The following is a 22,996-nucleotide window of genomic DNA, read 5'->3' on the forward strand; positions in this document are numbered from 1 at the left end:
ATGAAAAGATTCTTAACTCCCCTTTTCACCTTTTGCGTGGCGCTGGCTGTGAATGCACAGCCGGTGCCCGCCACCGGTTCGCCCGTGCTGCGTGCCGACAACATCGATGAAGTGGTCAGCGCCTTGACCCTCGAAGAGAAGGTACACCTCGTCATCGGATGCGGCATGTCGATGGGCAGTGACTCCAAGTTCCCCGGTACCGCCGGACGTACCTACGACATACCCCGCCTGGGCATCCCATCGGCTTTCCTTGCCGACGGACCGCACCGCCTGGCGATGGCTTCCAAACGAGAGTTCGACAGCCGCACCTATCACGCCACCGAATTCCCCTCGAGCACCACAGTGGCAGCTACGTTCAATCCTGATGCCGCTTACCGTGTAGGCCAGGCTCTGGGCACCGAAGTGAAAGACTACGGTATGGACGTGCTCCTCGCTCCCGGTGTCAACCTGATGCGTAACGCCCTCTGCGGACGAAACCACGAGTATTATGCCGAAGACCCCGTGCTGGTGGGCAAGATAGCCGCCGCCTACATCAACGGCATCCAGAGCGAAGGTACCGGCACCTGCCTGAAGCACTTCGCCGTGAACAACCAGGAGACCAACCGCAACAACAACGACTCCCGACTGACGCAGCGCCCCTTGCGCGAGCTTTATCTGAAATGCTTCGAGATAGCCGTCAAGGAGGCTCAGCCCTGGAGCGTGATGACCGCCTACAACAAGGTGAACGGCAAATACACCTGCGAAGACCGCGAACTGACCGAAGATATCCTCCGCAATGAATGGGGATTCAAGGGATTGGTGATGTCCGACTGGAATGCCGGAAAAGATGCCGTGACTTCCATCGCGGCAGGCAACGACATGTTGCAGCCGGGGCAGGAACGCCAGTACAACGCCATTCTGGAAGCCGTGAAGAACGGCACGCTGGATGAGGCGCTCCTCAACCTCAGCGTGAAGCGTGTGCTGGAGTTTGTGGTGAAGAGCCACACCTTTGCCGGTTACAATTATCCCAACGAGACCGACCTCAAAGCCCATGCGCAAGTGGACCGTCAGATAGGTGCCGAGGGCATCGTGCTGCTGGATAACAAGAATGCGCTGCCTATGGCTGCCGGCATCAGGAAGGTAGCCCTTTACGGCACTACTTCTTACGACATGGTTCCTGCCGGTATGGGATTCGGCAGTACGGGCTTCGGATATTATACGGTCTCTATGGTAGAAGGCTTGCGCAATGCGGGCTATACGGTAGATAAGGATTTGCTGAACCGCTACAAGAAGCACATGGCCGACGAGCAGAAACGCCTCTTCCCCCACGGTCGTCCTCCTTTCTCGTTCACTCCGCTGCCCCGTGCCGAAGAGTTCCTGCCCACTGCCGAGGAACTGGCCGCGCAAGTGAAGGCCAACGACATCGCCGTGCTTACGCTGGGACGTGTCAGTGGTGAAGGCTGCGACCGCCGTGTGGAAGATTTCCTCTTGAAGGAGAACGAACTGGCTCTGATAAAGCAAGTGTCTGCCGCCTATCGTGCCGCAGGCAAGAAGCTGGTGGTGGTTCTCAACATCTGCAGCCCCGTGGAGACTGCTTCATGGAAGGAACTGGCAGATGCTTTGGTATGCGCTTTCCAGCCCGGGCAGGAAGTGGGCAACTGCATTGCCGACGTGTTGACGGGTAAGGTGAACCCCAGTGGCAAGCTGCCCATGACGTTTGCCGTGAAGTATGGCGACGCGCCGTCGGATGCCAATTTTCCCTTCGACTATGAGTTCAAGTTGCCGTCGTTCGCCATGGGTACCGGCATGAACTTCAAGTCCGACAAGAAAGAGGAGAAACCGAAAGAGCCGGAACGCAACGTCGATTTCACCCTCTACGAGGAGGGCGTCTACGTGGGTTACCGCTACTTCGATACCTTTGGTAAAGAGGTGTCTTACCCCTTCGGCCACGGACTGAGCTATACCACCTTTGAATATGCGGTGGAAGAGGCTGCCATCGACGGTGACCGCTGCCGCATGAAAGTGAGCGTGAAGAACACCGGTAAGGTGGCAGGCCGTGAAGCCGTGCAGCTCTATGTCAAAGCTCCCAAGGGCGGCATGGACAAGCCCGTCAAGGAACTGAAAGCCTTCGGCAAGACCCGTCTGCTGAAACCCGGCGAGAGCCAGACCCTGACATTGGAGTGGAACGTGATGGACATGGCCTCCTTCAACGAGAAAAGCAGCTCTTGGGAGTTGGCTAAGGGGGAATATCAATGGATGGTCGCCGCATCTTCGGCCGACGTGCGTTGCACTACGGTGCAGAAGGTGGCAAAGGCACGCAAGCAGAAAGTGCACGATGCCATGCGGGCACAAGTGCCGGTGGCTGTGCATCCCATGGTGAAGAGATGAGGTATGCATGTGCATCACCTGAAAAAACTGATATATATCAATCCGTTTTAGAATGGAAAGCACTTATTTTGTAGTACATTTTTAAAATCTATGCTATGAAAAGATTGATACTTTCTCTTTTTGCCGTCTGCTCGCTGTGGATGGCAAATGCACAGAATCCTGCATGGGGACCGCAAAGCAAGGTCGTGACCGACAGCATCTACAGCACGGTGCTGAAGACGCACCGCGCCTATACCATCTATCTGCCTCAGAGCTATGACAAGGAGGTGGACAGGAAGTATCCCATTCTCTACCTGCTGCACGGCATGTCGGGGGTGAATACCAGCTGGTTTACGGACCAGCGTGTGAAGGACGTGATGGACCAGCTGACGGCATCGGGCGAGGCGTGCGAGATGATTATCGTCAGCCCTAACGCCGGAGGTAATCCGGCCACGTGCTGGAACGGTTATTTCAACATGCCGGGATGGGCTTACGAGGATTTCTTCTACAAGGAGTTCATGCCCTATATCGAGAAGACTTATCGTGTGGTGGGCGACCGTCAGCATCGTGCCGTTGCGGGCCTTTCGATGGGTGGCGGCGGAACCACAAGCTACGCGCAGCGCTATCCCGACCTCTATTGTGCGGCATACGCTATGAGTGCCTTGATGAATATCCCCGTCAGTGGTGAGGCGGCGGGAAAAGACCCCGACCCCACGAACAAGGTGGCTGTGCTGACCCGTTCGGTGCAGGAGCATAGTTGCATCAAGTATGTGCTGGAGGCTGATGAGGCCCGTAAAGCCGCTCTGCGCACCGTGCAGTGGTTTGTGGATTGCGGTGACGATGATTTCCTGCTCGACCGTAACATCGAGTTCTTCCAGGCGATGCGCAATGCCGGCATTCCTTGCCAGTTCCGCGTGCGCGACGGAGGACATACCGGTGAATACTGGCATTCGGCATTGTATATGTGTTTGCCTTTTGTGAGCCGGTGCTTTGAGAGATAAGATTTATATAGGAGTGAGAAGCCGATAGTTTCGATAATGATGGGTTGTTATTGAGAAGTTATCATTGAAAAAGGTTTATTCATAACCGGGCTGTCGGCTTTGACTCTTAAGCCCGAAGGGTGATAATTCCCTTCAACTTCTTCCAACTCCTTAAACAATTAAAATGATTATGAAGAAATTTACAGTTTTATTTGCCCTGTTGCTGATGTGTGCAATAACCTTTGCGCAGCAAGCCTTGTGGGGCGGTGCTCCGGTAGTTTCGCCGGAAATTCATGATGACAATACGGTCACTTTCCGCTTGAAGGCACCGAAAGCCGTGAAGGTGCAGTTGACGGGTGACTTCCTGCCGCCGCACACCATCCAGACACCGAGGGGCGAGTATGACGCTCCGGGCATCGTCGATATGAAGGAGGGCAAGGACGGCGTGTGGGAATATACCACTGCCGAACCGCTGAAACCCGAACTTTATGGCTATGCTTTCTTTGTGGACGGGCTGAAAATAATGGATCCCGGCAACGTCTATATGATTCGTGATGTGGCAACTGTGACGAATGTGTTCATCATCGGCGGTGACCGTGCCGACCTCTACAAGGTGAACAAAGTGCCTCACGGAACAGTGAGACGTATGTGGTACAATAGTCCTACGCTGGGTATGGATCGCCGTCTGACGGTTTATACACCCGCCGGCTACGAGAACGGCAAGAAGCGTTACCCCGTCTTCTACCTGCTGCACGGCGCCGGAGGTGACGAAGAGGCATGGATTGCCTTGGGCCGTACTTCACAAATTCTGGATAACCTGATAGCGCAGGGCAAGGCCGAACCGATGATTGTAGTGATGACCAACGGCAATGCCTGGCAGGATGCCGCTCCCGGTGAATCGCCCAAAGGTTTCACTATCCCTTCCATGAGTCCGAAGGAACGTGCTTCCGCTCCGGAAGGAGGCTTCGAACTCTCTTTCCCGGAAGTCGTGAAATTCGTGGAGAAGAATTTCCGCACATTGCCGAACAAGAAGCACCGTGCCATTGCAGGCCTCTCGATGGGTGGCTTCCACTCTTGCAGCATCTCGAAGTACTATCCGGATATGTTCGACTATGTGGGCTTGTTCTCGGGTACTGCTTCCAGAAACGATAAGTCCACTTGTCCGGTCTATACCGACTTCGAGGGTAAACTGAAGACGCAGTTTGCCAAGAAACCGGCACTCTATTTCATCGCTTGCGGCAACCGTGACTTTGTCTTCAAGAGCGTGACGGACTTCCGTAAACTGCTCGATGACAACGGTTGCAAGTACGAGTATCTGGAAACGGGCGAGGGACATATCTGGAGGAACTGGCGCATCTATCTGACGGAGTTCGTGCCGAAGTTGTTCAAGTGACCTCGTGCCGATTGATTCACCCTGCACTTTGCCAATCCGAAGTGCAGGATTATAGACAATCTGTTTAATAACAAAATAATAAACCCATTATGAAAAGAATTTCTATTTTATCAGCTCTGTTGCTGATGTGTGCGATGACTTTCGCGCAGCAAGCTCTCTGGGGAGGTGCCCCCGTGGTATCACCTGAGATACACGACAACAATACAGTAACCTTTCGCCTGAAAGCACCGAAAGCCGTGAAGGTGCAGGTGACCGGTGACTTCCTGCCCACGCAGAAAATCAAGACTCCCTTCGGCGAGTTCGACGGGCCGGGCGTGGCCGATTTGAAAGAGAACAAGGACGGTGTATGGGAATTCACTACTCCCGAACCACTGAAACCGGAACTCTACAGCTACACTTTCCTGGTAGATGGTCTGAAAATCAACGATCCCTCCAATGTTTATATGATTCGCGACGTGGCAAGCGTGACGAATGTGTTCATCATCGGCGGTGACGAGCGCATCGACCTCTACAAGGTGAATAAAGTTCCTCATGGAACAGTATCTAAGGTATGGTACAACAGCCCCACGCTGGGCATGGACCGTCGTTTGACTGTTTATACGCCTGCTGGATATGAGACAAGCGGCAAGCGCTACCCTGTCTTCTACCTGCTTCACGGCATGGGTGGCGACGAGAACGCATGGAGCGAACTGGGACGTACGGCACAGATTCTGGACAACCTCATCGCACAAGGCAAGGCTAAACCGATGATTGTGGTAATGACCAACGGCAATGCTGCATTGGAAGCTGCTCCAGGCGAATCTTCACTGGGCTTTGCCGCTCCCAGCATGAATCTGCCCAAGACGATGGAAGGTTCTTTCGAGACAGCTTTCCCCGACGTAGTGAAATTCATCGACAAGACTTACCGCACACAAGCCAACAAGAAAGGACGTGCCATTGCCGGATTATCTATGGGAGGTTTCCATTCCATGCACATCTCCAAGCAATATCCGGACATGTTCGACTACGTAGGTCTGTTCTCCGCTGCTATCATGCCCAACAAGGATGTGAAGTCTCCGATTTATGACAATCTTGAAGCCAAGCTGAAGACGCAGTTTGCCAAGAAGCCGGCACTCTATTACATTGCCATCGGTGACAAGGACTTCTTGTTCCAAGCCAACAACGACTACCGCAAGATGCTGGACGAAAAGGGTTACAAGTATGAATATTATGAAACTGGAGAAGGTCATATCTGGAAGAACTGGCGTATCTATCTGACAGAATTCGCACCGAAGATATTTAAATAAGTTATGAAGAAGAATATCATATCCATGGCAGCAGCAATGGCTGTCTTGTCGGCTTGCGGACCGAGTGTGCCGCAGCTTGGAAAGTCGTCTTTGGATGAGGTGATTGGCGCCATGACCTTGGAAGAAAAAGCGCATCTGGTAGTAGGTACCGGTATGGCAGGCTTCTCGGGTGACAGTGCTGTTATCGGTGCAACGAAAAAGCTGGTGCCGGGCGCGGCAGGAACCACATACCCGATTGAGCGCCTCGGCATCCCCGCCGTGGTGCTGGCCGATGGTCCCGCCGGACTGCGTATTGACCCCACCCGTGAGGGGGATTCGGCTACATACTATTGTACTCATTTCCCTATCGGAACTTTGCTCGCCTCTACTTGGAATCAGGATTTGGTGGAAAGTGTAGGTCAGTCCATCGGTAACGAAGTGCTGGAATACGGTGCGGACGTGCTGTTGGCTCCGGCGCTGAACATTCACCGTAACCCGCTTTGCGGACGTAACTTCGAGTATTATTCCGAAGATCCGGTGGTTTCGGGTAAGATTGCTGCCGCATACGTACGTGGGGTGCAGAGCAATGGCGTGGGTACTAGCATCAAGCATTTTGCCGTGAATAACCAGGAAACCAACCGTATGGCTACGGATGCACATGTTTCTCCACGCGCTTTGCGCGAAATCTACCTGAAAGGATTTGAGATTGCCGTGAAGGAATCCGCACCTTGGACTGTGATGTCCTCGTACAACTACCTGAACGGTGTCTATACTTCGGAAAACAAGGAGTTGCAGACAACGATGCTGCGCGACGAATGGGGCTTCAAGGGCATGGTGATGACTGACTGGTTCGGTGGCAAGGATGCCGTGGCACAGATGGTGGCAGGCAACGACATGTTGCAGCCCGGTTTGCCCAAGCAGTACGAAGCCATCGTGAAGGGTGTGCAGGATGGAGCGCTGGACGAAGCCATCCTCAATCAGAACGTGAAGCGCATCCTGGAAATGATTCTCCAGACTCCCCGTTTCAAGGGATATGAATACTCCAACAAGCCCGACTTGAAAGCACATGCCGCCGTTACCCGCCAGTCGGCGACGGAAGGTATGGTATTGCTGAAGAACGATAACGGTGCGCTGCCGCTGCCAGCTGATGTGAAGAACGTGGCACTCTTCGGTTGTACTTCCTACGACTTCATTGCCGGCGGTACAGGTTCGGGCAATGTGAACCGTGCTTATACCGTTTCGCTGCTGGACGGCTTGAAGAATGCCGGCTACGTGGTGGACGAAGCACTGAAGGACAGTTACGAGGCTTACCTGAAAGCTGAGAAAGAACGTCTCTCCAAAGTCAAGAAAGAATGGTTCATGCCCGATGAACGTCCCGCTGAGATGGTCGTGTCTGCACAGGTCATCCGCGAGCAGGCTGCTAAGGCCGATGTGGCACTGGTAACGCTGGGACGTACCTCCGGTGAGTTCCTCGACCGTATGATAGCAGACTTCAACCTCACTAAAGAGGAGCTGGACATGCTGAAAGCCGTGTCCGGTGCTTTCCATGCTGCCGGAAAGAAGGTAGTGGTGGTGCTCAACATCGGCGGGGTGATTGAAACCGCTTCCTGGAAATCTGTTCCCGATGCCATCCTTTGTGCATGGCAGGCAGGCCAAGAGGGAGGAAACAGTGTGGCCGACGTGTTGAGCGGCAAGGCTTCTCCTTCGGGCAAGCTGACAATGACTTTCCCGGTGAAGTTTGAAGATGCCGCTTCTTCCGCCAATTTCCCGATAGATATGCGCGTAAGCACTGACCTTGTGAACAAGGGCGAGAAGAAGAATGACGTGAAGAATGTGGACTATGCCGATTACGAAGAGGATATCTACGTGGGTTACCGTTACTTCGATACCTTTGGCAAGCAGGTTTCCTATCCTTTCGGTTACGGTCTCTCCTATACAGCTTTTGCTTACGGCAAGGCTGCTGTCAAGGCTGACAACGGCGTCTATGCCGTATCGGTGGAAGTGAAGAACATCGGTAAGATGGCAGGCAAGGAGGTGGTTCAGCTTTATGTATCTGCTCCCGATGCCGCAGATGCCGACAAACCCGAAAAGGAACTGAAGGCCTTTGCCAAGACCAAGGAACTGAAACCGGGCGAAGCGGTTGTGGTGACGCTGAAGGTGAATGCTGATGACCTGGCTTCCTACGATGAGGCTGCATCGGCATGGGTGGTAACTCCCGGAAACTACAAGTTTCTCGTCGGAGCTTCCTCACGCGATATCAGGGCTACGCTGGAGGCTGAAGTAGCTGCCGCAACGCAGAAGACGAACGATATCCTGAAACTTCAGGAACCGATGAATCTCTTGAAGAGATGAGAGTAGGATTGTCTGAAAAAATAACAAATCATACCCTAAAAAACATCCTGTTGTACCCTTTGGTATGGTAGGATGTTCTTATCTTTGTGCCTGGTATAAACAGATAATGCAACTATTATAAACCAATATCACAACCATGAGTAAAAAGTTAATCTTATCTTTAGCCCTGTCAGGGTTAGTACTTACTGCTACGGCGCAGACCACTGTTGCGCCTGCCATTCCAAGAGACGAGACAATAGAATTGCAGATTGAGACTTTGCTGAAGAAAATGACGCTTGACGAGAAGGTCGGACAGATGTGCGAACTCACCATCGATGTTCTGCAGAAACGCGTCAATCCCTTTGCCGGTCTCGACCCGAAGAACATTACGGTGAAGGATTTGCAAAAAATCATCAAGAGATACAAACTTGAAAAGGAGTTCAAGTTGGGCAAGGAGATGCCTTCGCAGGATGTGATGATGAAGCTTTACATGCGCATCCAGGGGATAGAGAATGCCAAAGGCTTCCAGTTGGACGAGGCGATGCTTGACTCGGTCATCGGAAAATACAAAGTAGGCTCCATCCTGAACGTCCCCAACGGTGTGGCACAGAGTGTAGAGAAGTGGCAGGAAATCATCAAACGCATTCAGGAGAAATCCATGGAAGTGATGGGCATCCCTTGTGTATATGGCGTAGACCAAATACATGGAACTACCTATACGCTGGGCGGTACTTTCTTCCCGCAGGGCGTCAACATGGGAGCTACCTTCAATCGTGAACTGACGCGTGAGGGGGCACGCATCTCTGCCTACGAAACTAAGGCGGGAAGCATCCCTTGGACGTATGCTCCGGTGACCGACCTCGGACGTGACCCCCGCTGGCCGCGTATGTGGGAAAACTACGGTGAAGACTGCTATGTAAATGCTGAAATGGGACGTGAAGCCGTTATCGGCTTCCAAGGCGGGAATCCCAACTTGATTGGTGAAAACAACGTTGCCGCTTGTATGAAGCACTATATGGGTTATGGTGTTCCCGTATCCGGCAAGGACCGTACACCGTCCTCCATCACCGGGCAGGATATGCGCGAGAAGCATTTCGCTCCTTATCTGGAGATGGTGAAAGCTGGTGCCCTTTCTGTGATGGTGAACTCAGCCATGAACAACGGCCTGCCTTTCCATGCCAACTACGAACTCCTGACCAAGTGGCTGAAGGAAGACCTCAATTGGGACGGTATGATTGTGACTGACTGGGCGGACATAGACAACCTCTGGAAGCGCGACCACATTGCCAAAGACAAGAAGGAAGCCATCAAGCTCGCCATCAATGCCGGTATCGACATGTCCATGGACCCGTACGACTGGAAGTTCTGCCCGCTCCTCAAGCAGCTGGTAGAAGAAGGTGAAGTCCCCATGAGCCGTATAGACGATGCCGTGCGTCGCGTATTGCGCCTGAAGTACCGACTCAATCTGTTTGAAAAGCCCTACTATGACTTGAAGGACTTTCCGTTGTTCGGCAGCGAGGAACATGCCGCCGTCGCACTCCGGGCTGCCGAAGAGTCCTTGGTGCTTCTGAAGAATACAGACGGCATATTGCCGTTGGCAAAAGGCAAGAAACTGCTGGTTACCGGTCCGAATGCCAACTCCATGCGTTGCCTCAATGGCGGATGGTCCTATTCTTGGCAGGGCGACAAGGCCGACGAGCATGCAGGCCAATATAACACTATCCTCGAGGCTTTCACCCATAAATTCGGTGCGGATAATATCATCTACGAAGCCGGTGTTACCTATAAGCAAGGTGGCAACTGGTGGGAAGAGAATGCTCCGGAGATAGAGAAAGCCGTAGCTGCCGCTGCCGCTGCCGACTGCATCGTGGCCTGCATCGGTGAGAACTCCTACTGCGAAACTCCGGGTAACCTGACGAACCTCTTCCTCTCCCAGAACCAGATTGACTTGGTGAAGGCTCTTGCCAAGACCGGCAAGCCCGTCATTCTGGTGCTGAACGAGGGCCGTCCTCGCCTGATAGCCGACATCGAGCCTTTGGCAAAGGCTGTTGTCAACACCATGCTTCCGGGAAACTACGGTGGCGATGCTTTGGCAAACCTTCTTGCCGGCGACGCCAACTTCAGCGGAAAGATGCCTTTCACTTATCCGAAGGAAATCAACTCGCTGATTACGTACGACTACAAACCGTGCGAACACATCGGCAAGCAGATGGAAGGCGCTTATAACTACGATGCGCAGGTGTCTGTACAGTGGGCGTTCGGTTATGGTTTGAGCTATACCACTTTTGCATACAGCAACCTCAAGGTGGATAAGTCAAGCTTTGCTGCCGATGATGTGCTTACGTTCACCGTTGATGTGAAGAATACCGGTAACCGTGTCGGCAAGGAAAGCGTTCTGCTCTTCAGCAGCGACCTCGTTGCCTCCCTTACTCCCGATACCCGCCGCCTCCGTGCTTTTGAGAAGATAGAGCTGAAACCCGGTGAAACCAAGACCGTGACACTGAAACTGAAAGGCTCCGACCTTGCTTTCGTAGGTTATGACGGCAAGTGGATTCTGGAAAAAGGTGATTTCCGCATCCAGGCAGGCGACCAGACAGTGAACGTGGTTTGTACGGATACCAAGAAGTGGGAGACTCCGAACAAATAGCCGAAATTGTTTGTCATTGAAATAGGAAAACGCTGCTGATAGAATTGTCAGTGGCGTTTTTTGCTTATCTTTACCGCCTGACATCAAATATAATGATACTATGAGATTTTTTGCATCAATGACATCCAGTCTCGCCATGGCTCTGGCTATGGCATCTTGTTCGTCGTCGGACGTCAAAACGCCGGAGGCGATTCTGCCCATTCCCGAACAGAAACAAGTAGAGTGGCAGCAAATGGAAACGTATGCCTTCATCCATTTTGGTCTGAACACCTTCAACGATCGCGAGTGGGGGTACGGCGATTCCGACCCTGCTACCTTCAACCCCGCCAGGCTTGACTGCGAGCAGTGGGCGCAGACGCTGGTCAACTCCGGTATGAAAGGCGTCATCCTTACCGCCAAGCACCATGATGGTTTCTGCCTTTGGCCTTTTCAGGGCACGGACTACAGCATCGCCCACTCTCCTTATAAGGATGGAAAGGGCGACATCGTACGCGAACTCTCCGATGCCTGCCGGAAGTACGGGCTGAAATTTGCCGTCTATCTTTCGCCGTGGGACAGGAACCGGGCCGATTACGGCACTCCCGCCTATCTGGACTACTTCTATGCACAGCTTCGCGACCTGCTGACCAACTACGGCGAAGTGTTCGAAGTCTGGTTCGATGGTGCCAATGGTGGTGACGGCTGGTATGGCGGTGCCAAAGACATGCGTACCATCGATCGTAAGAACTATTATAACTATCCGCGTATCTACGAAATGCTGGACAGCATACAGCCGCAGGCGGTCATCTTCTCCGACGGAGGTCCCGGATGCCGCTGGGTGGGTAATGAGAAAGGCTTTGCCGGTGCCACCAATTGGTCGTTCCTCCGCAAGGGGGAAGTCTTTCCGGGTTATGACAAAAGCTACGAACTGCAATACGGACATCCTGATGGCAACCAGTGGGTGCCGGCAGAGTGCGACGTCTCCATCCGTCCGGGCTGGTTCTATCATCCTGAAGAGGACAACCGTGTAAAGACGCCCGAACAGCTGCTCGATCTTTACTACCGCAGTGTGGGACACAACGGCACACTGCTGCTCAACTTCCCCGTCGACCGCAACGGGCTGATTCATCCCGTTGATTCTGCCAACGCCGTCCGCTTCCACCAACTGGCGCAGCAGGAACTGAAGACCAACCTGGTGGCAGGGCTCACCCCGAAGGTTTCCAATGAGCGGGGCGGACACTTCAAGGCCGCTGCCATGACCGACAGCGATTATGATACCTATTGGGCTACTGAAGACGGTGTTCATACCGCCGATGTGGAATTCGCTTTCGACACCCCCCGGCGCATGAACCGCATGCTCTTACAAGAGTATATTCCGCTAGGGCAGCGGGTGAAGTCGTTCGTGGTAGAATACAAGGATAAGCAAGGCGCATGGCTTCCCGTACGCCTGAACGAAGAAACCACCACCATCGGCTATAAGCGTCTGTTGCGTTTTGAGACGATTACGTCCGATGCGCTCCGCATCCGCTTCACCGATTCCCGCGGACCGTTGTGCATTAGCAGCATTGGCGTGTACGATGCAGGCCAAGGAGCCGACATCGCCTATACCGTGCCGACGGAGCAACTGAAAAGCTTCTCTTTTACTTTGCCCGACCTGCCGGAACAAGATTCCGCCCTTGCTGCCGACCGCAATGCGCAGACCACTCTCTTTGTAGAAGGCGACCGCCTGCTCATCGACCTGGGCGCCGAGCGTACCGTTTCCTCGTTCCATTTCCTGCCCGACCAGGCAGAACCCAACCGGGGACTTGTCGCCACTTACGAGCTGTCGGTGGGCATGGTGCCCGACCGAGTGAATCGTTTGGTGAAGAGCGGTGAGTTCTCCAACATCCGGAACAATCCGGTCATGCAGTCCGTCTACTTCACTCCGGTCAAGGCACGCTACCTCGTGCTGAAAGCCACCCGTATGGTAGTGCCCGGAGAGGCGATGGGGTTTGCCGAGATAGCCGTCCAGTGATAGCTTCTAAAATGGGAATGTTTTTTAGTAATATTGGATAAATAAATATGAAAATGAAGAAAGTTGTGTTGTGCTCGTTTATGTGCATTATGTTTTCGGCTTGTCAGCACGCTGTTAAAAGTAACCGAGAACTGTTTGATGAACAATATGAAAAAAAATTGAAGTCTTGTGTGAGGGTTATGATTGATAATGCCGATGTGGATTCTTTGCAAGCAGAGTCGATCTGCTCTTGTCTACTGAACAATTTGTTTCTTATTGATTCTAATTTTGTAAAGATGCCGGATGATAGTTTGACGTTGTTATTAGATATAAACAGAGAAAAATTAGAAAAAATGTGTAATAAGGGAACTGAATGAGTGGAGTGATGTTTCTGCCAGTTCCTATGGAAAAGGTCATACCTATAGCGTCTCAATTCGGACAATTTCGTCGGCACCTACGGAAGTGTGGCTCTGTCTATGTAGTGGAAATCGCTTTGCCTGAAGGATTGCGTACCAATTACGGTAAGCTGTTGCCTGCTTCGCGTGAGTTAAAGGGAACGGCGGATATTATTCTTGCCGATAGAAATGTATTGGAGAGATTGCTGGCGCCGTTGAGAAAGGTGGTGGAATATGAAGAGTAATATTTTGATTGTTTGAATCGTTAAAACTATCTTTTTTCTCCTAATATTTTGTAGTCGAACATATTATTTATATCTTTGCATGCGGAAATGGATGAAAGGTGGAGGGGCGATTAAGCTCCTCTTTTTTGTTCTTAATGGTTAATCTATGATAGAAAAGAAAACTGTTTGTCAGATTGTTGACGAGTGGCTGGAAGGAAAGGACTACTTCCTCGTGGAGGTGACAATCAGCCCGGATGACAAGATTGTGGTGGAAATAGACCACAAGGAAGGTGTTTGGATTGAGGACTGCGTGGAGCTGAGCCGCTACATCGAGTCTAAGTTGAACCGTGAGGATGAGGATTATGAGTTGGAAGTAGGCTCGGCCGGCATCGGGCAGCCATTCAAGGTACTGCAGCAGTACATGAACCACATCGGCAAGGAAGTGGAAGTGCTGACAAAGGACGGATGCAAGTTCTGCGGCGTGCTGAAGGAAGCCGACAAACAGCATTTCGTCGTTACCATCCAGAAGAAAGTGAAAGAAGAAGGTGCCAAGCGTCCCAAGATGGTGGATGAGGACTTGGACTTTGCGTATGAAGAGATAAAATATACTAAATACTTAATCAGTTTTAAATAAGACTATGGCCAAAAAAGTAGAAACTGTCAGCTTGATAGATACATTCTCGGAATTTAAGGAACTGAAGAACATCGACAGGACCACGATGGTAAGCGTACTCGAGGAGTCGTTCCGTAGTGTGATTGCGAAAATGTTCGGTACCGATGAGAATTACGACGTAATTGTAAACCCGGACAAGGGTGACTTCGAAATATGGCGTAACCGTGAGGTAGTGGCGGACGAAGACCTGGAAAATCCGAATCTGCAGATTGCATTGACCGAGGCACAGAAGATTGATGCTTCGTATGAGGTGGGCGAGGAAGTGACGGATGAAGTTATCTTCGCGAACTTTGGTCGCCGTGCCATCCTGAACTTGCGCCAGACGCTGGCCTCCAAGATTTTGGAACTGGAAAAAGACAGTATTTACAACAAATACATTGATAAGGTGGGTACCATCATCAATGCGGAGGTCTACCAGATTTGGAAAAAAGAGATGCTGCTGCTTGATGATGAGGGCAATGAGTTGTTGCTGCCCAAGACCGAACAGATACCGAGTGACTTCTACCGCAAGGGTGAGACCGCCCGCGCCGTGGTGGCACGTGTGGACAACAAGAACAATAATCCGAAGATTATCCTGAGCCGTACGTCGCCCGTCTTCCTGCAACGTCTGTTCGAGATGGAAGTACCTGAAATCAATGACGGACTGATTACCATCAAGAAGATTGCCCGCATCCCCGGCGAGCGTGCTAAGATTGCCGTTGAAAGCTACGATGACCGTATCGACCCGGTAGGTGCCTGCGTGGGTGTGAAGGGTAGCCGTATTCATGGTATTGTCCGCGAGCTTCGCAACGAGAATATCGACGTCATCAACTATACGTCGAATACTCAGTTGTTCATACAGCGTGCCTTGAGCCCTGCCAAGATTTCCTCCATCCGCTTGAACGAGGAAGAACGCAAGGCCGAAGTGTTCCTGAAACCGGAAGAGGTGTCGCTGGCTATTGGTAAAGGCGGCCTGAATATCAAGCTGGCCAGTATGTTGACTGAGTATACCATCGACGTGTTCCGTGAGTTGGATGAGGCCATAGAGGATGAAGACATCTACTTGGATGAGTTCCGTGATGAGATAGACGGTTGGGTCATCGATGCCATCAAGGCTATCGGTATAGATACGGCAAAGGCTGTGTTGAACGCTCCCCGTGAGATGTTGATTGAGAAGACGGACCTCGAAGAAGAGACGGTGGACGAGGTATTGCGTATTTTGAAACAGGAGTTTGAAGAGGAGGAGCAGTAATGTGGTAATGTGGGTAGTATGCTAATGTGCCAATGCAGATAGCATATCGGATGAAGTGCACACTCCTTTTTTCTCAGCCAATTAGCACATTAGCATATTGGCGCATTAATTCATTAAATTAGTATGACGATAAGGTTAAACAAAGTAACAAGAGATTTAAATGTGGGAATTACGACGGCTGTCGAGTTCCTGCAAAAGAAGGGGTTTGCCGTTGAGGCAAATCCGAACACGAAAATTACGGATGAACAGTTCGAACTGCTTAAAAAGGAGTTTAGTACAGATAAGGACCTTAAGATAAAGTCGGAGCGTTTCAGCCAGGAACGTCAGAGCAAGGATCGCAACAAAGCGTCTGTGTCTATTGACGGCTATAAGGAAATGCAGGAAAAAGCGAAACCTGAGGAGATTAAGACAGTTGTTCCGGAAGATGTACGTCCGAAGTTCAAGCCGGTAGGCAAGATTGATTTGGATAAATTAAACCGTAGACCTGCTCCTGCTCAGGAAAAAGAGAAAGAAGTGGAAATAGTGGCAGAGGAGAAGAAGGTGGAGGAATCGGTAGTTGTAGAGACACCGAAACCGGAACCTACTCCTGCCCCCCAACCGGAGCCACAGCCGCAACCGGAGGTACAGTCAGCATCTGAGTCCGAGCCGCAGCTTGTTTCGGAACTGCAGCCCCAACCCGTTGTCAAGGAAGAACCTGCTTCGGTTGTTGAGGCTAAACAAGAATTTAAAAAGGAAGAAATGATAGAAACGCCTGCCCTCGCACTGGCAGCTAAAGAAGCACCGGTTGAAAAAGAGGTGAAAGAAGAAGGAGAAGAAATCTTCAAAATACATCAGCCCGAGTTTGTTTCGAAGATTAATGTCATCGGACAGATAGATTTGGCTGCCTTGAACCAGTCCACACGTCCGAAGAAGAAATCGAAAGAGGAGAAACGTAAGGAGCGTGAAGAGAAGGAAAAGATTCGCCAAGACCAGAAGAAACAGATGAAGGAAGCTATCATCAAGGAAATCCGCCGTGATGACAGCAAGTTAAAGGACACTGCTGCCGGCGATGCCAATGGCAAAAAGAAGCGTGTCCGTATCAATAAGGAGAAAGTGGATATCAACAATGCCTCCAACTTTCAGCGTAGTGGCAACGATCGTGGACACGCAGGTGCCCAGCAAGGTCAGGGTGCCCGCCCGCAAGGTGGGAACCAGCCTGGTGGAAGCAATTCCAACAATAACCGCAACCGCAATAAAGACCGCTTCAAGAAGCCGGTCATCAAGCAGGAGGTTAGCGAGGAAGATGTAGCAAAGCAGGTAAAGGAAACTTTGGCACGCCTCACTTCAAAAGGAAAGAACAAAGGTGCCAAGTATCGTAAGGAGAAACGTGAAATGGCTTCCAGCCGTATGCAGGAATTGGAAGACATGGAAATGGCAGAAAGTAAGGTGTTGAAAATCACGGAATTTGTGACAGCCAACGAGTTGGCAAGCATGATGGATATTTCCGTTACCCAGGTCATCGCCACTTGTATGAGCATTGGTATCATGGTATCCATCAACCAGCGTCTGGATGCGGAGACCATCAACCTGGTGGCTGAGGAATTCGGCTTCAAGACGGAATATGTCAGTGCGGAAGTGGCGCAGGCCATTGTAGAGGAAGAGGATGATGAGGAAGACTTGGAACCTCGTGCTCCGATTGTGACGGTGATGGGTCACGTAGACCACGGTAAGACTTCATTGCTCGATTACATCCGCAAGGCGAATGTGATTGCCGGTGAGGCGGGTGGTATCACACAGCACATCGGTGCCTACCACGTGTCATTGGACGACGGACGTAAGATTACGTTCCTCGATACTCCGGGTCACGAAGCGTTTACCGCCATGCGTGCCCGTGGTGCCAAGGCTACGGATATTGCCATCATCATTGTGGCTGCTGACGACAATGTGATGCCGCAGACAAAGGAAGCCATCAACCATGCCATGGCTGCGGGTGTTCCCATTGTATTTGCAATCAATAAGATTGATAAGCCGACTGCCAACCCCGACAAAATCAAGGAAGAGCTGGCTGCCATGAACTTCCTGGTGGAAGAGTGGGGCGGTAAGTATCAGTCGCAGGATATCTCTGCCAAAAAGGGTATCGGTGTACCCGAGCTGATGGAGAAAGTGCTGCTCGAAGCGGAAATGCTGGAGCTGAAAGCAAACCCGAACCGTCGTGCTACCGGGTCCATCATCGAATCTTCATTGGATAAGGGGCGTGGCTATGTGGCTACGGTATTGGTTTCTAACGGTACGCTGAAGATGGGCGACATCGTGCTGGCAGGTACCAGCTACGGTAAGGTAAAGGCCATGTTCAACGAACGTAACCAGCGCATGAAGGAAGCCGGTCCTTCTACACCGGCCTTGATATTGGGCTTGAACGGTGCGCCTGCTGCAGGTGACACGTTCCACGTAATCGAGACGGAGCAGGAAGCACGCGAGATTGCCAACAAACGTGAGCAATTACAGCGTGAACAAGGTCTGCGTACGCAGAAGATGTTGACGCTTGACGAAGTGGGCCGCCGTCTGGCACTGGGTGACTTCCATGAGCTGAATGTGATTGTGAAGGGTGACGTGGACGGTTCTGTGGAAGCGTTGAGCGACTCTTTGATTAAGCTGTCTACGGAGCAGGTGCAGGTGAACGTAATTCACAAGGGTGTCGGTCAGATTTCCGAATCGGATGTTTCTCTGGCTGCCGCTTCGGATGCGATAATCGTCGGTTTCCAGGTACGTCCTTCGGGTGCTGCCGCCAAGCTGGCAGAGCAGGAGGGTGTGGATATCCGCAAGTATTCCGTCATCTACGATGCCATCGAAGAGGTGAAGGCTGCCATGGAAGGTATGCTGGCACCGACTTTGAAGGAGCAGGTTACGGCAACCATCGAGGTGCGCGAGGTGTTCAACATCACGAAGGTGGGACTTGTGGCAGGTGCCATGGTCAAGACCGGAAAGGTGAAACGCAGCGACAAGGCCCGTTTGATACGCGACGGTATCGTAATCTTTACAGGTGCCATCAATGCCCTGAAGCGCTTCAAGGACGACGTGAAGGAGGTAGGTACCAACTTCGAGTGCGGTATCAGCCTGACAAACTGCAACGACATCAAGGTGGGCGATATTATCGAATCTTACGAAGAAATAGAAGTGAAGCAAACATTATAATTGAATAATGTGCAAATATGCTAATGTGCCAATTGGCTGCGTGTAAAGAAAATGCCGCAGGGCAATTGGCACATTTTGCATATTAGCTATTTGCTCATTGGTACATTAATACATTAATTTTATGGCAATTATAGATATCATCATATTGGCAGTTTTCGGCTTGGGCGCAATCGTCGGCTTCATGAAAGGTTTTGTGAAGCAATTGGCCTCTCTGCTGGGGCTGATTGTCGGTCTGCTGGCGGCAAAGGCTTTGTATGCTTCGTTGGCAGCGAAGCTGTGCCCCACATTGACAGACTCTATGACAGTGGCGCAAGTACTGGCATTTGTCCTCATCTGGCTGGCTGTTCCCTTGCTCTTCTCCCTGGTGGCTTCTCTGCTGACCCAGGCAATGGAGGCCGTCTCGCTGGGCTGGCTCAATCATTGGTTGGGAGCCGGTCTGGGGGCTTTGAAGTACCTCCTGCTGACGAGCCTGCTGATTGGTGTCATCGAATTTATAGACGGAGACAATGCGCTGATTGGCAAAACAAAAAAGAAAGAATCAGTGTTATATTATCCTATGGAAGAGTTTGCCGGGATATTCTTTCCCGCGGCAAAGGCGGTTACGGAGCAGATTGTAAACGGAGACTTTGACTGATACCGTGAGCCGTGATTTTGTAATTCATAATTTGTAATTATAGAAGTGATGCAACAAGAAGAACCCAATAAATATGTAAAGGAACTCACTCAGGAAAAGTATAAGTATGGTTTCACGACCGACGTGCATACCGACATCATTGAGCGCGGGCTGAATGAAGATGTTGTGCGGCTTATCTCTGAGAAGAAGGGAGAACCGGAATGGTTGCTGGAGTTCCGCCTGAAGGCATATCGCCACTGGCTGACGTTGGAGATGCCTACATGGGCACATCTCCGCATTCCCGAAATAGATTATCAGGCCATATCCTACTATGCTGACCCTACGAAGAAGAAGGAGGGCCCGAAGAGCATGGATGAGGTGGACCCTGAGTTGATAAAGACTTTCAATAAGCTGGGCATTCCGCTGGAAGAGCAGATGGCGTTGAGCGGTATGGCTGTGGATGCCGTTATGGACTCGGTGTCTGTAAAGACTACCTTCAAGGAGACGCTGATGGAGAAAGGAATCATCTTCTGCTCGTTTAGTGAGGCTGTACGCGAGCATCCCGACTTAGTACAGAAATATCTCGGTTCGGTGGTGCCTTATCGTGACAACTTCTTTGCGGCACTGAACTCGGCGGTGTTCTCCGACGGTTCTTTTGTCTATATCCCGAAGGGGGTACGCTGTCCGATGGAGTTGTCTACCTATTTCCGCATCAATGCCCGCAATACGGGGCAGTTCGAAAGAACCTTGATTGTGGCGGATGATGATTCGTACGTTTCTTATCTGGAAGGGTGTACGGCTCCGATGCGTGACGAGAACCAGTTGCACGCAGCCATTGTGGAAATTGTAGTGCACGACCGTGCAGAAGTGAAATACAGCACCGTGCAGAACTGGTATCCCGGTGATGCCGAGGGCCGGGGTGGTGTCTATAACTTTGTGACGAAGCGTGGCCATTGTAAAGGGGTGGACAGTAAACTGTCTTGGACACAAGTGGAAACTGGTTCGGCCATTACTTGGAAGTATCCGTCTTGCATCCTTTCCGGCGACAATTCGACGGCAGAATTCTATAGTGTGGCAGTAACCAATAACCATCAGCAGGCAGACACGGGAACAAAAATGATTCATCTGGGCAAGAATACCCGGAGTACCATTGTGAGCAAAGGTATCTCTGCCGGAAAGAGTGAGAACTCTTACCGTGGCCTGGTGCGCGTGGCACAGAGAGCGGACAATGCCCGTAATTACAGCCAGTGCGACTCCTTGTTGCTTGGCGACAAATGCGGTGCGCACACTTTCCCTTACATGGACATCCGAAACGAAACGGCCATCGTGGAGCATGAGGCCACTACCAGCAAAATCAGTGAGGACCAGATATTCTACTGCAACCAACGCGGTATTTCTACGGAAGATGCCGTAGGACTGATTGTGAACGGTTATGCCAAGGAGGTATTGAATAAGCTGCCAATGGAGTTTGCCGTAGAAGCGCAGAAATTGCTTGCTATTTCGCTGGAAGGAAGCGTGGGGTGATTAAATTGTAAATTGTAAATAGTCAAATAGTAAATATAAAGATGTTAAAGATAAAAGACCTACATGCCAGCATCAATGGCAAAGAAATATTGAAAGGCATCAACTTGACCATACATGATGGAGAAGTACATGCACTGATGGGACAGAACGGTGCCGGTAAAAGTACGTTGAGTAATGTGTTGGTAGGCCATCCTGCTTACGAAGTGACGCGCGGCTCCATCACCTTTAATGGCAAGGACCTGCTTGCCATGAGCCCTGAAGACCGTGCGCATGAAGGAATTTTCCTTTCTTTCCAGACTCCGGTAGAGATTCCGGGTGTTTCGATGGTAAACTTCATGCGTGCTGCTGTAAATGAGCAACGCAAGTACCGCCATCTGCCTGCTTTGTCGGCCAGTGAGTTCCTGAAGCTGATGCGCGAGAAGCGTGCCATTGTGGAATTAGACAACAAGCTTGCCAACCGCAGCGTGAACGAAGGTTTCAGCGGCGGTGAAAAGAAGCGTAACGAGATATTCCAGATGGCGATGTTGGAACCGACTTTTGCTATTCTGGACGAAACGGATTCCGGATTGGATGTGGATGCCCTGCGTATTGTGGCCGACGGTTTCAACAAACTCAAGACTGCGGAAACCAGTGCTATGGTCATTACCCACTACCAGCGATTGTTGGACTATATCAAACCCGATACGGTACATGTATTGCTGGGCGGACGTATCGTAAAGACCGGTGGACCGGAACTGGCGAAGGAGATTGAAACACGTGGCTTCGATTGGATAAAGAAAGAAGCAAGTGAATTATAAACTCATAATCTGAAAACATGAGTGTAGAGCAACAATATATAGACCTTTTCTCCCAGACGGAGGCGATGATATGCCGGCATAGCACTGAGGTGCTGAATGCGCCGCGTGCCGCTGCTTTTGCCGACTTCGAGCGCCTAGGCTTTCCCACCCGTAAGGAGGAGAAATACAAATATACGGATATCAGTAAGTTCTTTGAGCCGGATTATGGCTTGAACTTGAACCGATTGGAAATTCCGGTGAATCCATACGAGGTGTTCAAGTGCGATGTTCCTAACATGAGCACTGCCCTTTATTTTGTGGTGAACGATGCTTTCTATGGCAAGGCTTTGCCCAAATCCCATCTGCCTAATGGAGTTATTTTCGGTAGTCTGAAGGAAGTGGCTGAACAGAATCCTGAATTGGTGAAGAAATACTACGGTAAACTGGCTGATACGACAGAGGATGGAGTGACAGCGTTCAACACGGCTTTTGCGCAAGACGGTGTTCTGTTTTATGTTCCTAAGAACGTGGTGGTAGAGAAACCTGTTCAGCTGGTGAATATCCTGCGTGGTGACGTCAATTTTATGGTGAACCGCCGTATGCTGGTTATTTTGGAAGAGGGTGCGCAAGCTCGCTTGCTGGCATGTGACCATGCGATGGATAGTGTGAACTTCCTGGCAACACAGGTGATAGAAATCTTTGCCGGTGAAAATGCTGTTTTTGATTTTTATGAATTGGAGGAGACGCACACCAGTACAGTGCGTATCAGCAATATGTATGTAAAGCAGGAAGCCAACAGTAATGTTTTGCTGAATGGCATGACCCTGCACAATGGCACTACACGCAATACAACCCGTGTGACGCTTGTCGGTGAACATGCGGAGCTGAATCTGTGCGGTATGGCCATTGCAGACAAGAATCAGCATGTGGACAATCATACGACAATCGACCATGCCGTGCCCAACTGTACCAGTAATGAACTTTATAAGTATGTCCTTGACGACCAGGCTGTAGGTGCCTTTGCCGGTCTGGTTTTAGTGCGTCCTGACGCACAGCACACCAGTTCGCAACAGACCAACCGTAATCTTTGTGCCACCCGCGATGCACGTATGTACACCCAGCCTCAGCTGGAGATTTATGCAGATGACGTGAAGTGCAGTCATGGTGCTACGGTGGGGCAGCTCGATGAAAGCGCTCTCTTTTACATGCAGCAGCGTGGTATTCCGGTGCGTGAGGCGCGCCTGCTGCTTATGTTCGCTTTTGTCAACGAAGTCATTGATACAATCCGTTTGGATGCTTTGAAAGACCGTCTGCACTTGTTGGTAGAGAAGCGTTTCCGGGGTGAACTGAACAAATGCCGGGGATGTGCCATCTGCAAGTAATAACTTATAATTTCGATTTAGTAGTGGTGCGATAAAAATCCAACCACTGCGATTAATATATTAGTATTTAGTC

Annotated in this window: 15 protein-coding genes and 1 pseudogene; all 16 read left to right on the forward strand. The window is 51.1% G+C overall.

Annotated features, from left to right (window positions below):
* The 16 genes and pseudogenes from E5355_RS12590 (at position 1) to sufD (ending at position 22,923) form a co-directional block, all read left to right on the forward strand.
* Positions 1-2,367 carry a glycoside hydrolase family 3 C-terminal domain-containing protein gene (locus tag E5355_RS12590; protein ID WP_136010622.1) on the forward strand — a complete coding sequence of 789 codons (2,367 nt, stop codon included), beginning with the start codon at positions 1-3 and terminating at the stop codon, positions 2,365-2,367.
* Positions 2,368-2,462: 95 nt separating this feature from the next.
* On the forward strand, positions 2,463-3,347 hold the full coding sequence (locus E5355_RS12595) for an alpha/beta hydrolase (RefSeq protein ID WP_136010623.1): 885 nt from the start codon (positions 2,463-2,465) through the stop codon (positions 3,345-3,347).
* Between the two features lie 169 nt (positions 3,348-3,516).
* Positions 3,517-4,719 (forward strand): esterase, encoded by a 1,203-nt coding sequence (locus E5355_RS12600; protein WP_136010624.1) that lies wholly within the window; start codon positions 3,517-3,519, stop codon positions 4,717-4,719.
* Between the two features lie 89 nt (positions 4,720-4,808).
* Complete coding sequence (locus E5355_RS12605) at positions 4,809-6,005, forward strand: esterase (RefSeq protein ID WP_136010625.1); 1,197 nt, start codon at positions 4,809-4,811, stop codon at positions 6,003-6,005.
* Between the two features lie 3 nt (positions 6,006-6,008).
* Positions 6,009-8,336 carry a glycoside hydrolase family 3 C-terminal domain-containing protein gene (locus E5355_RS12610; RefSeq protein ID WP_136010626.1) on the forward strand — a complete coding sequence of 776 codons (2,328 nt, stop codon included), beginning with the start codon at positions 6,009-6,011 and terminating at the stop codon, positions 8,334-8,336.
* Positions 8,337-8,472: 136 nt separating this feature from the next.
* The gene (locus tag E5355_RS12615; protein ID WP_136010627.1) at positions 8,473-10,962 is read left to right on the forward strand and encodes a glycoside hydrolase family 3 N-terminal domain-containing protein; all 2,490 of its coding nucleotides are present in this window, start codon (positions 8,473-8,475) and stop codon (positions 10,960-10,962) included.
* A gap of 118 nt (positions 10,963-11,080) precedes the next feature.
* On the forward strand, positions 11,081-12,955 hold the full coding sequence (locus E5355_RS12620; protein ID WP_370281904.1) for an alpha-L-fucosidase: 1,875 nt from the start codon (positions 11,081-11,083) through the stop codon (positions 12,953-12,955).
* Positions 12,956-13,008: 53 nt separating this feature from the next.
* On the forward strand, positions 13,009-13,311 hold the full coding sequence (locus E5355_RS12625; protein ID WP_136010629.1) for a hypothetical protein: 303 nt from the start codon (positions 13,009-13,011) through the stop codon (positions 13,309-13,311).
* Positions 13,312-13,406: 95 nt separating this feature from the next.
* Positions 13,407-13,574 (forward strand): annotated as a pseudogene (locus E5355_RS12630) (HlyD family secretion protein); the annotation flags it as partial.
* Between the two features lie 145 nt (positions 13,575-13,719).
* A complete protein-coding gene (rimP, locus tag E5355_RS12635; RefSeq protein WP_136010630.1) occupies positions 13,720-14,187 on the forward strand; it encodes a ribosome assembly cofactor RimP in 468 nt (155 codons plus the stop codon).
* Positions 14,188-14,191: 4 nt separating this feature from the next.
* A complete protein-coding gene (nusA, locus tag E5355_RS12640) occupies positions 14,192-15,457 on the forward strand; it encodes a transcription termination factor NusA (protein ID WP_136010631.1) in 1,266 nt (421 codons plus the stop codon).
* 123 nt (positions 15,458-15,580) lie between these two features.
* A complete protein-coding gene (infB, locus tag E5355_RS12645) occupies positions 15,581-18,628 on the forward strand; it encodes a translation initiation factor IF-2 (protein ID WP_136010632.1) in 3,048 nt (1,015 codons plus the stop codon).
* Between the two features lie 121 nt (positions 18,629-18,749).
* On the forward strand, positions 18,750-19,262 hold the full coding sequence (locus E5355_RS12650) for a CvpA family protein (RefSeq protein ID WP_136010633.1): 513 nt from the start codon (positions 18,750-18,752) through the stop codon (positions 19,260-19,262).
* A gap of 48 nt (positions 19,263-19,310) precedes the next feature.
* Positions 19,311-20,765 (forward strand): Fe-S cluster assembly protein SufB, encoded by a 1,455-nt coding sequence (gene sufB / locus E5355_RS12655; protein WP_136010634.1) that lies wholly within the window; start codon positions 19,311-19,313, stop codon positions 20,763-20,765.
* A gap of 41 nt (positions 20,766-20,806) precedes the next feature.
* The gene (gene sufC / locus E5355_RS12660) at positions 20,807-21,562 is read left to right on the forward strand and encodes a Fe-S cluster assembly ATPase SufC (protein WP_136010635.1); all 756 of its coding nucleotides are present in this window, start codon (positions 20,807-20,809) and stop codon (positions 21,560-21,562) included.
* Between the two features lie 17 nt (positions 21,563-21,579).
* Positions 21,580-22,923 (forward strand): Fe-S cluster assembly protein SufD, encoded by a 1,344-nt coding sequence (gene sufD, locus E5355_RS12665; protein WP_136010636.1) that lies wholly within the window; start codon positions 21,580-21,582, stop codon positions 22,921-22,923.
* Positions 22,924-22,996: the final 73 nt, after the last annotated feature.

It is taken from the genome of Bacteroides muris (ex Afrizal et al. 2022), from assembly GCF_004793475.1.
Classification (GTDB): domain Bacteria; phylum Bacteroidota; class Bacteroidia; order Bacteroidales; family Bacteroidaceae; genus Bacteroides; species Bacteroides muris.

Bases quoted from the DNA above. Each gene is read 5' to 3' on its own strand.
- E5355_RS12610 (WP_136010626.1), top strand. From the start codon at position 6,009: ATGAAGAAGAATATCATATCCATGGCAGCAGCAATGGCTGTCTTGTCG.
- E5355_RS12590 (WP_136010622.1), top strand. From the start codon at position 1: ATGAAAAGATTCTTAACTCCCCTTTTCACCTTTTGCGTGGCGCTGGCT.
- E5355_RS12650 (WP_136010633.1), top strand. From the start codon at position 18,750: ATGGCAATTATAGATATCATCATATTGGCAGTTTTCGGCTTGGGCGCA.
- nusA (WP_136010631.1), top strand. From the start codon at position 14,192: ATGGCCAAAAAAGTAGAAACTGTCAGCTTGATAGATACATTCTCGGAA.
- E5355_RS12600 (WP_136010624.1), top strand. From the start codon at position 3,517: ATGAAGAAATTTACAGTTTTATTTGCCCTGTTGCTGATGTGTGCAATA.
- E5355_RS12615 (WP_136010627.1), top strand. From the start codon at position 8,473: ATGAGTAAAAAGTTAATCTTATCTTTAGCCCTGTCAGGGTTAGTACTT.
- rimP (WP_136010630.1), top strand. From the start codon at position 13,720: ATGATAGAAAAGAAAACTGTTTGTCAGATTGTTGACGAGTGGCTGGAA.
- E5355_RS12620 (WP_370281904.1), top strand. From the start codon at position 11,081: ATGACATCCAGTCTCGCCATGGCTCTGGCTATGGCATCTTGTTCGTCG.
- infB (WP_136010632.1), top strand. From the start codon at position 15,581: ATGACGATAAGGTTAAACAAAGTAACAAGAGATTTAAATGTGGGAATT.
- sufC (WP_136010635.1), top strand. From the start codon at position 20,807: ATGTTAAAGATAAAAGACCTACATGCCAGCATCAATGGCAAAGAAATA.
- sufB (WP_136010634.1), top strand. From the start codon at position 19,311: ATGCAACAAGAAGAACCCAATAAATATGTAAAGGAACTCACTCAGGAA.
- E5355_RS12625 (WP_136010629.1), top strand. From the start codon at position 13,009: ATGAAGAAAGTTGTGTTGTGCTCGTTTATGTGCATTATGTTTTCGGCT.
- E5355_RS12605 (WP_136010625.1), top strand. From the start codon at position 4,809: ATGAAAAGAATTTCTATTTTATCAGCTCTGTTGCTGATGTGTGCGATG.
- E5355_RS12595 (WP_136010623.1), top strand. From the start codon at position 2,463: ATGAAAAGATTGATACTTTCTCTTTTTGCCGTCTGCTCGCTGTGGATG.
- sufD (WP_136010636.1), top strand. From the start codon at position 21,580: ATGAGTGTAGAGCAACAATATATAGACCTTTTCTCCCAGACGGAGGCG.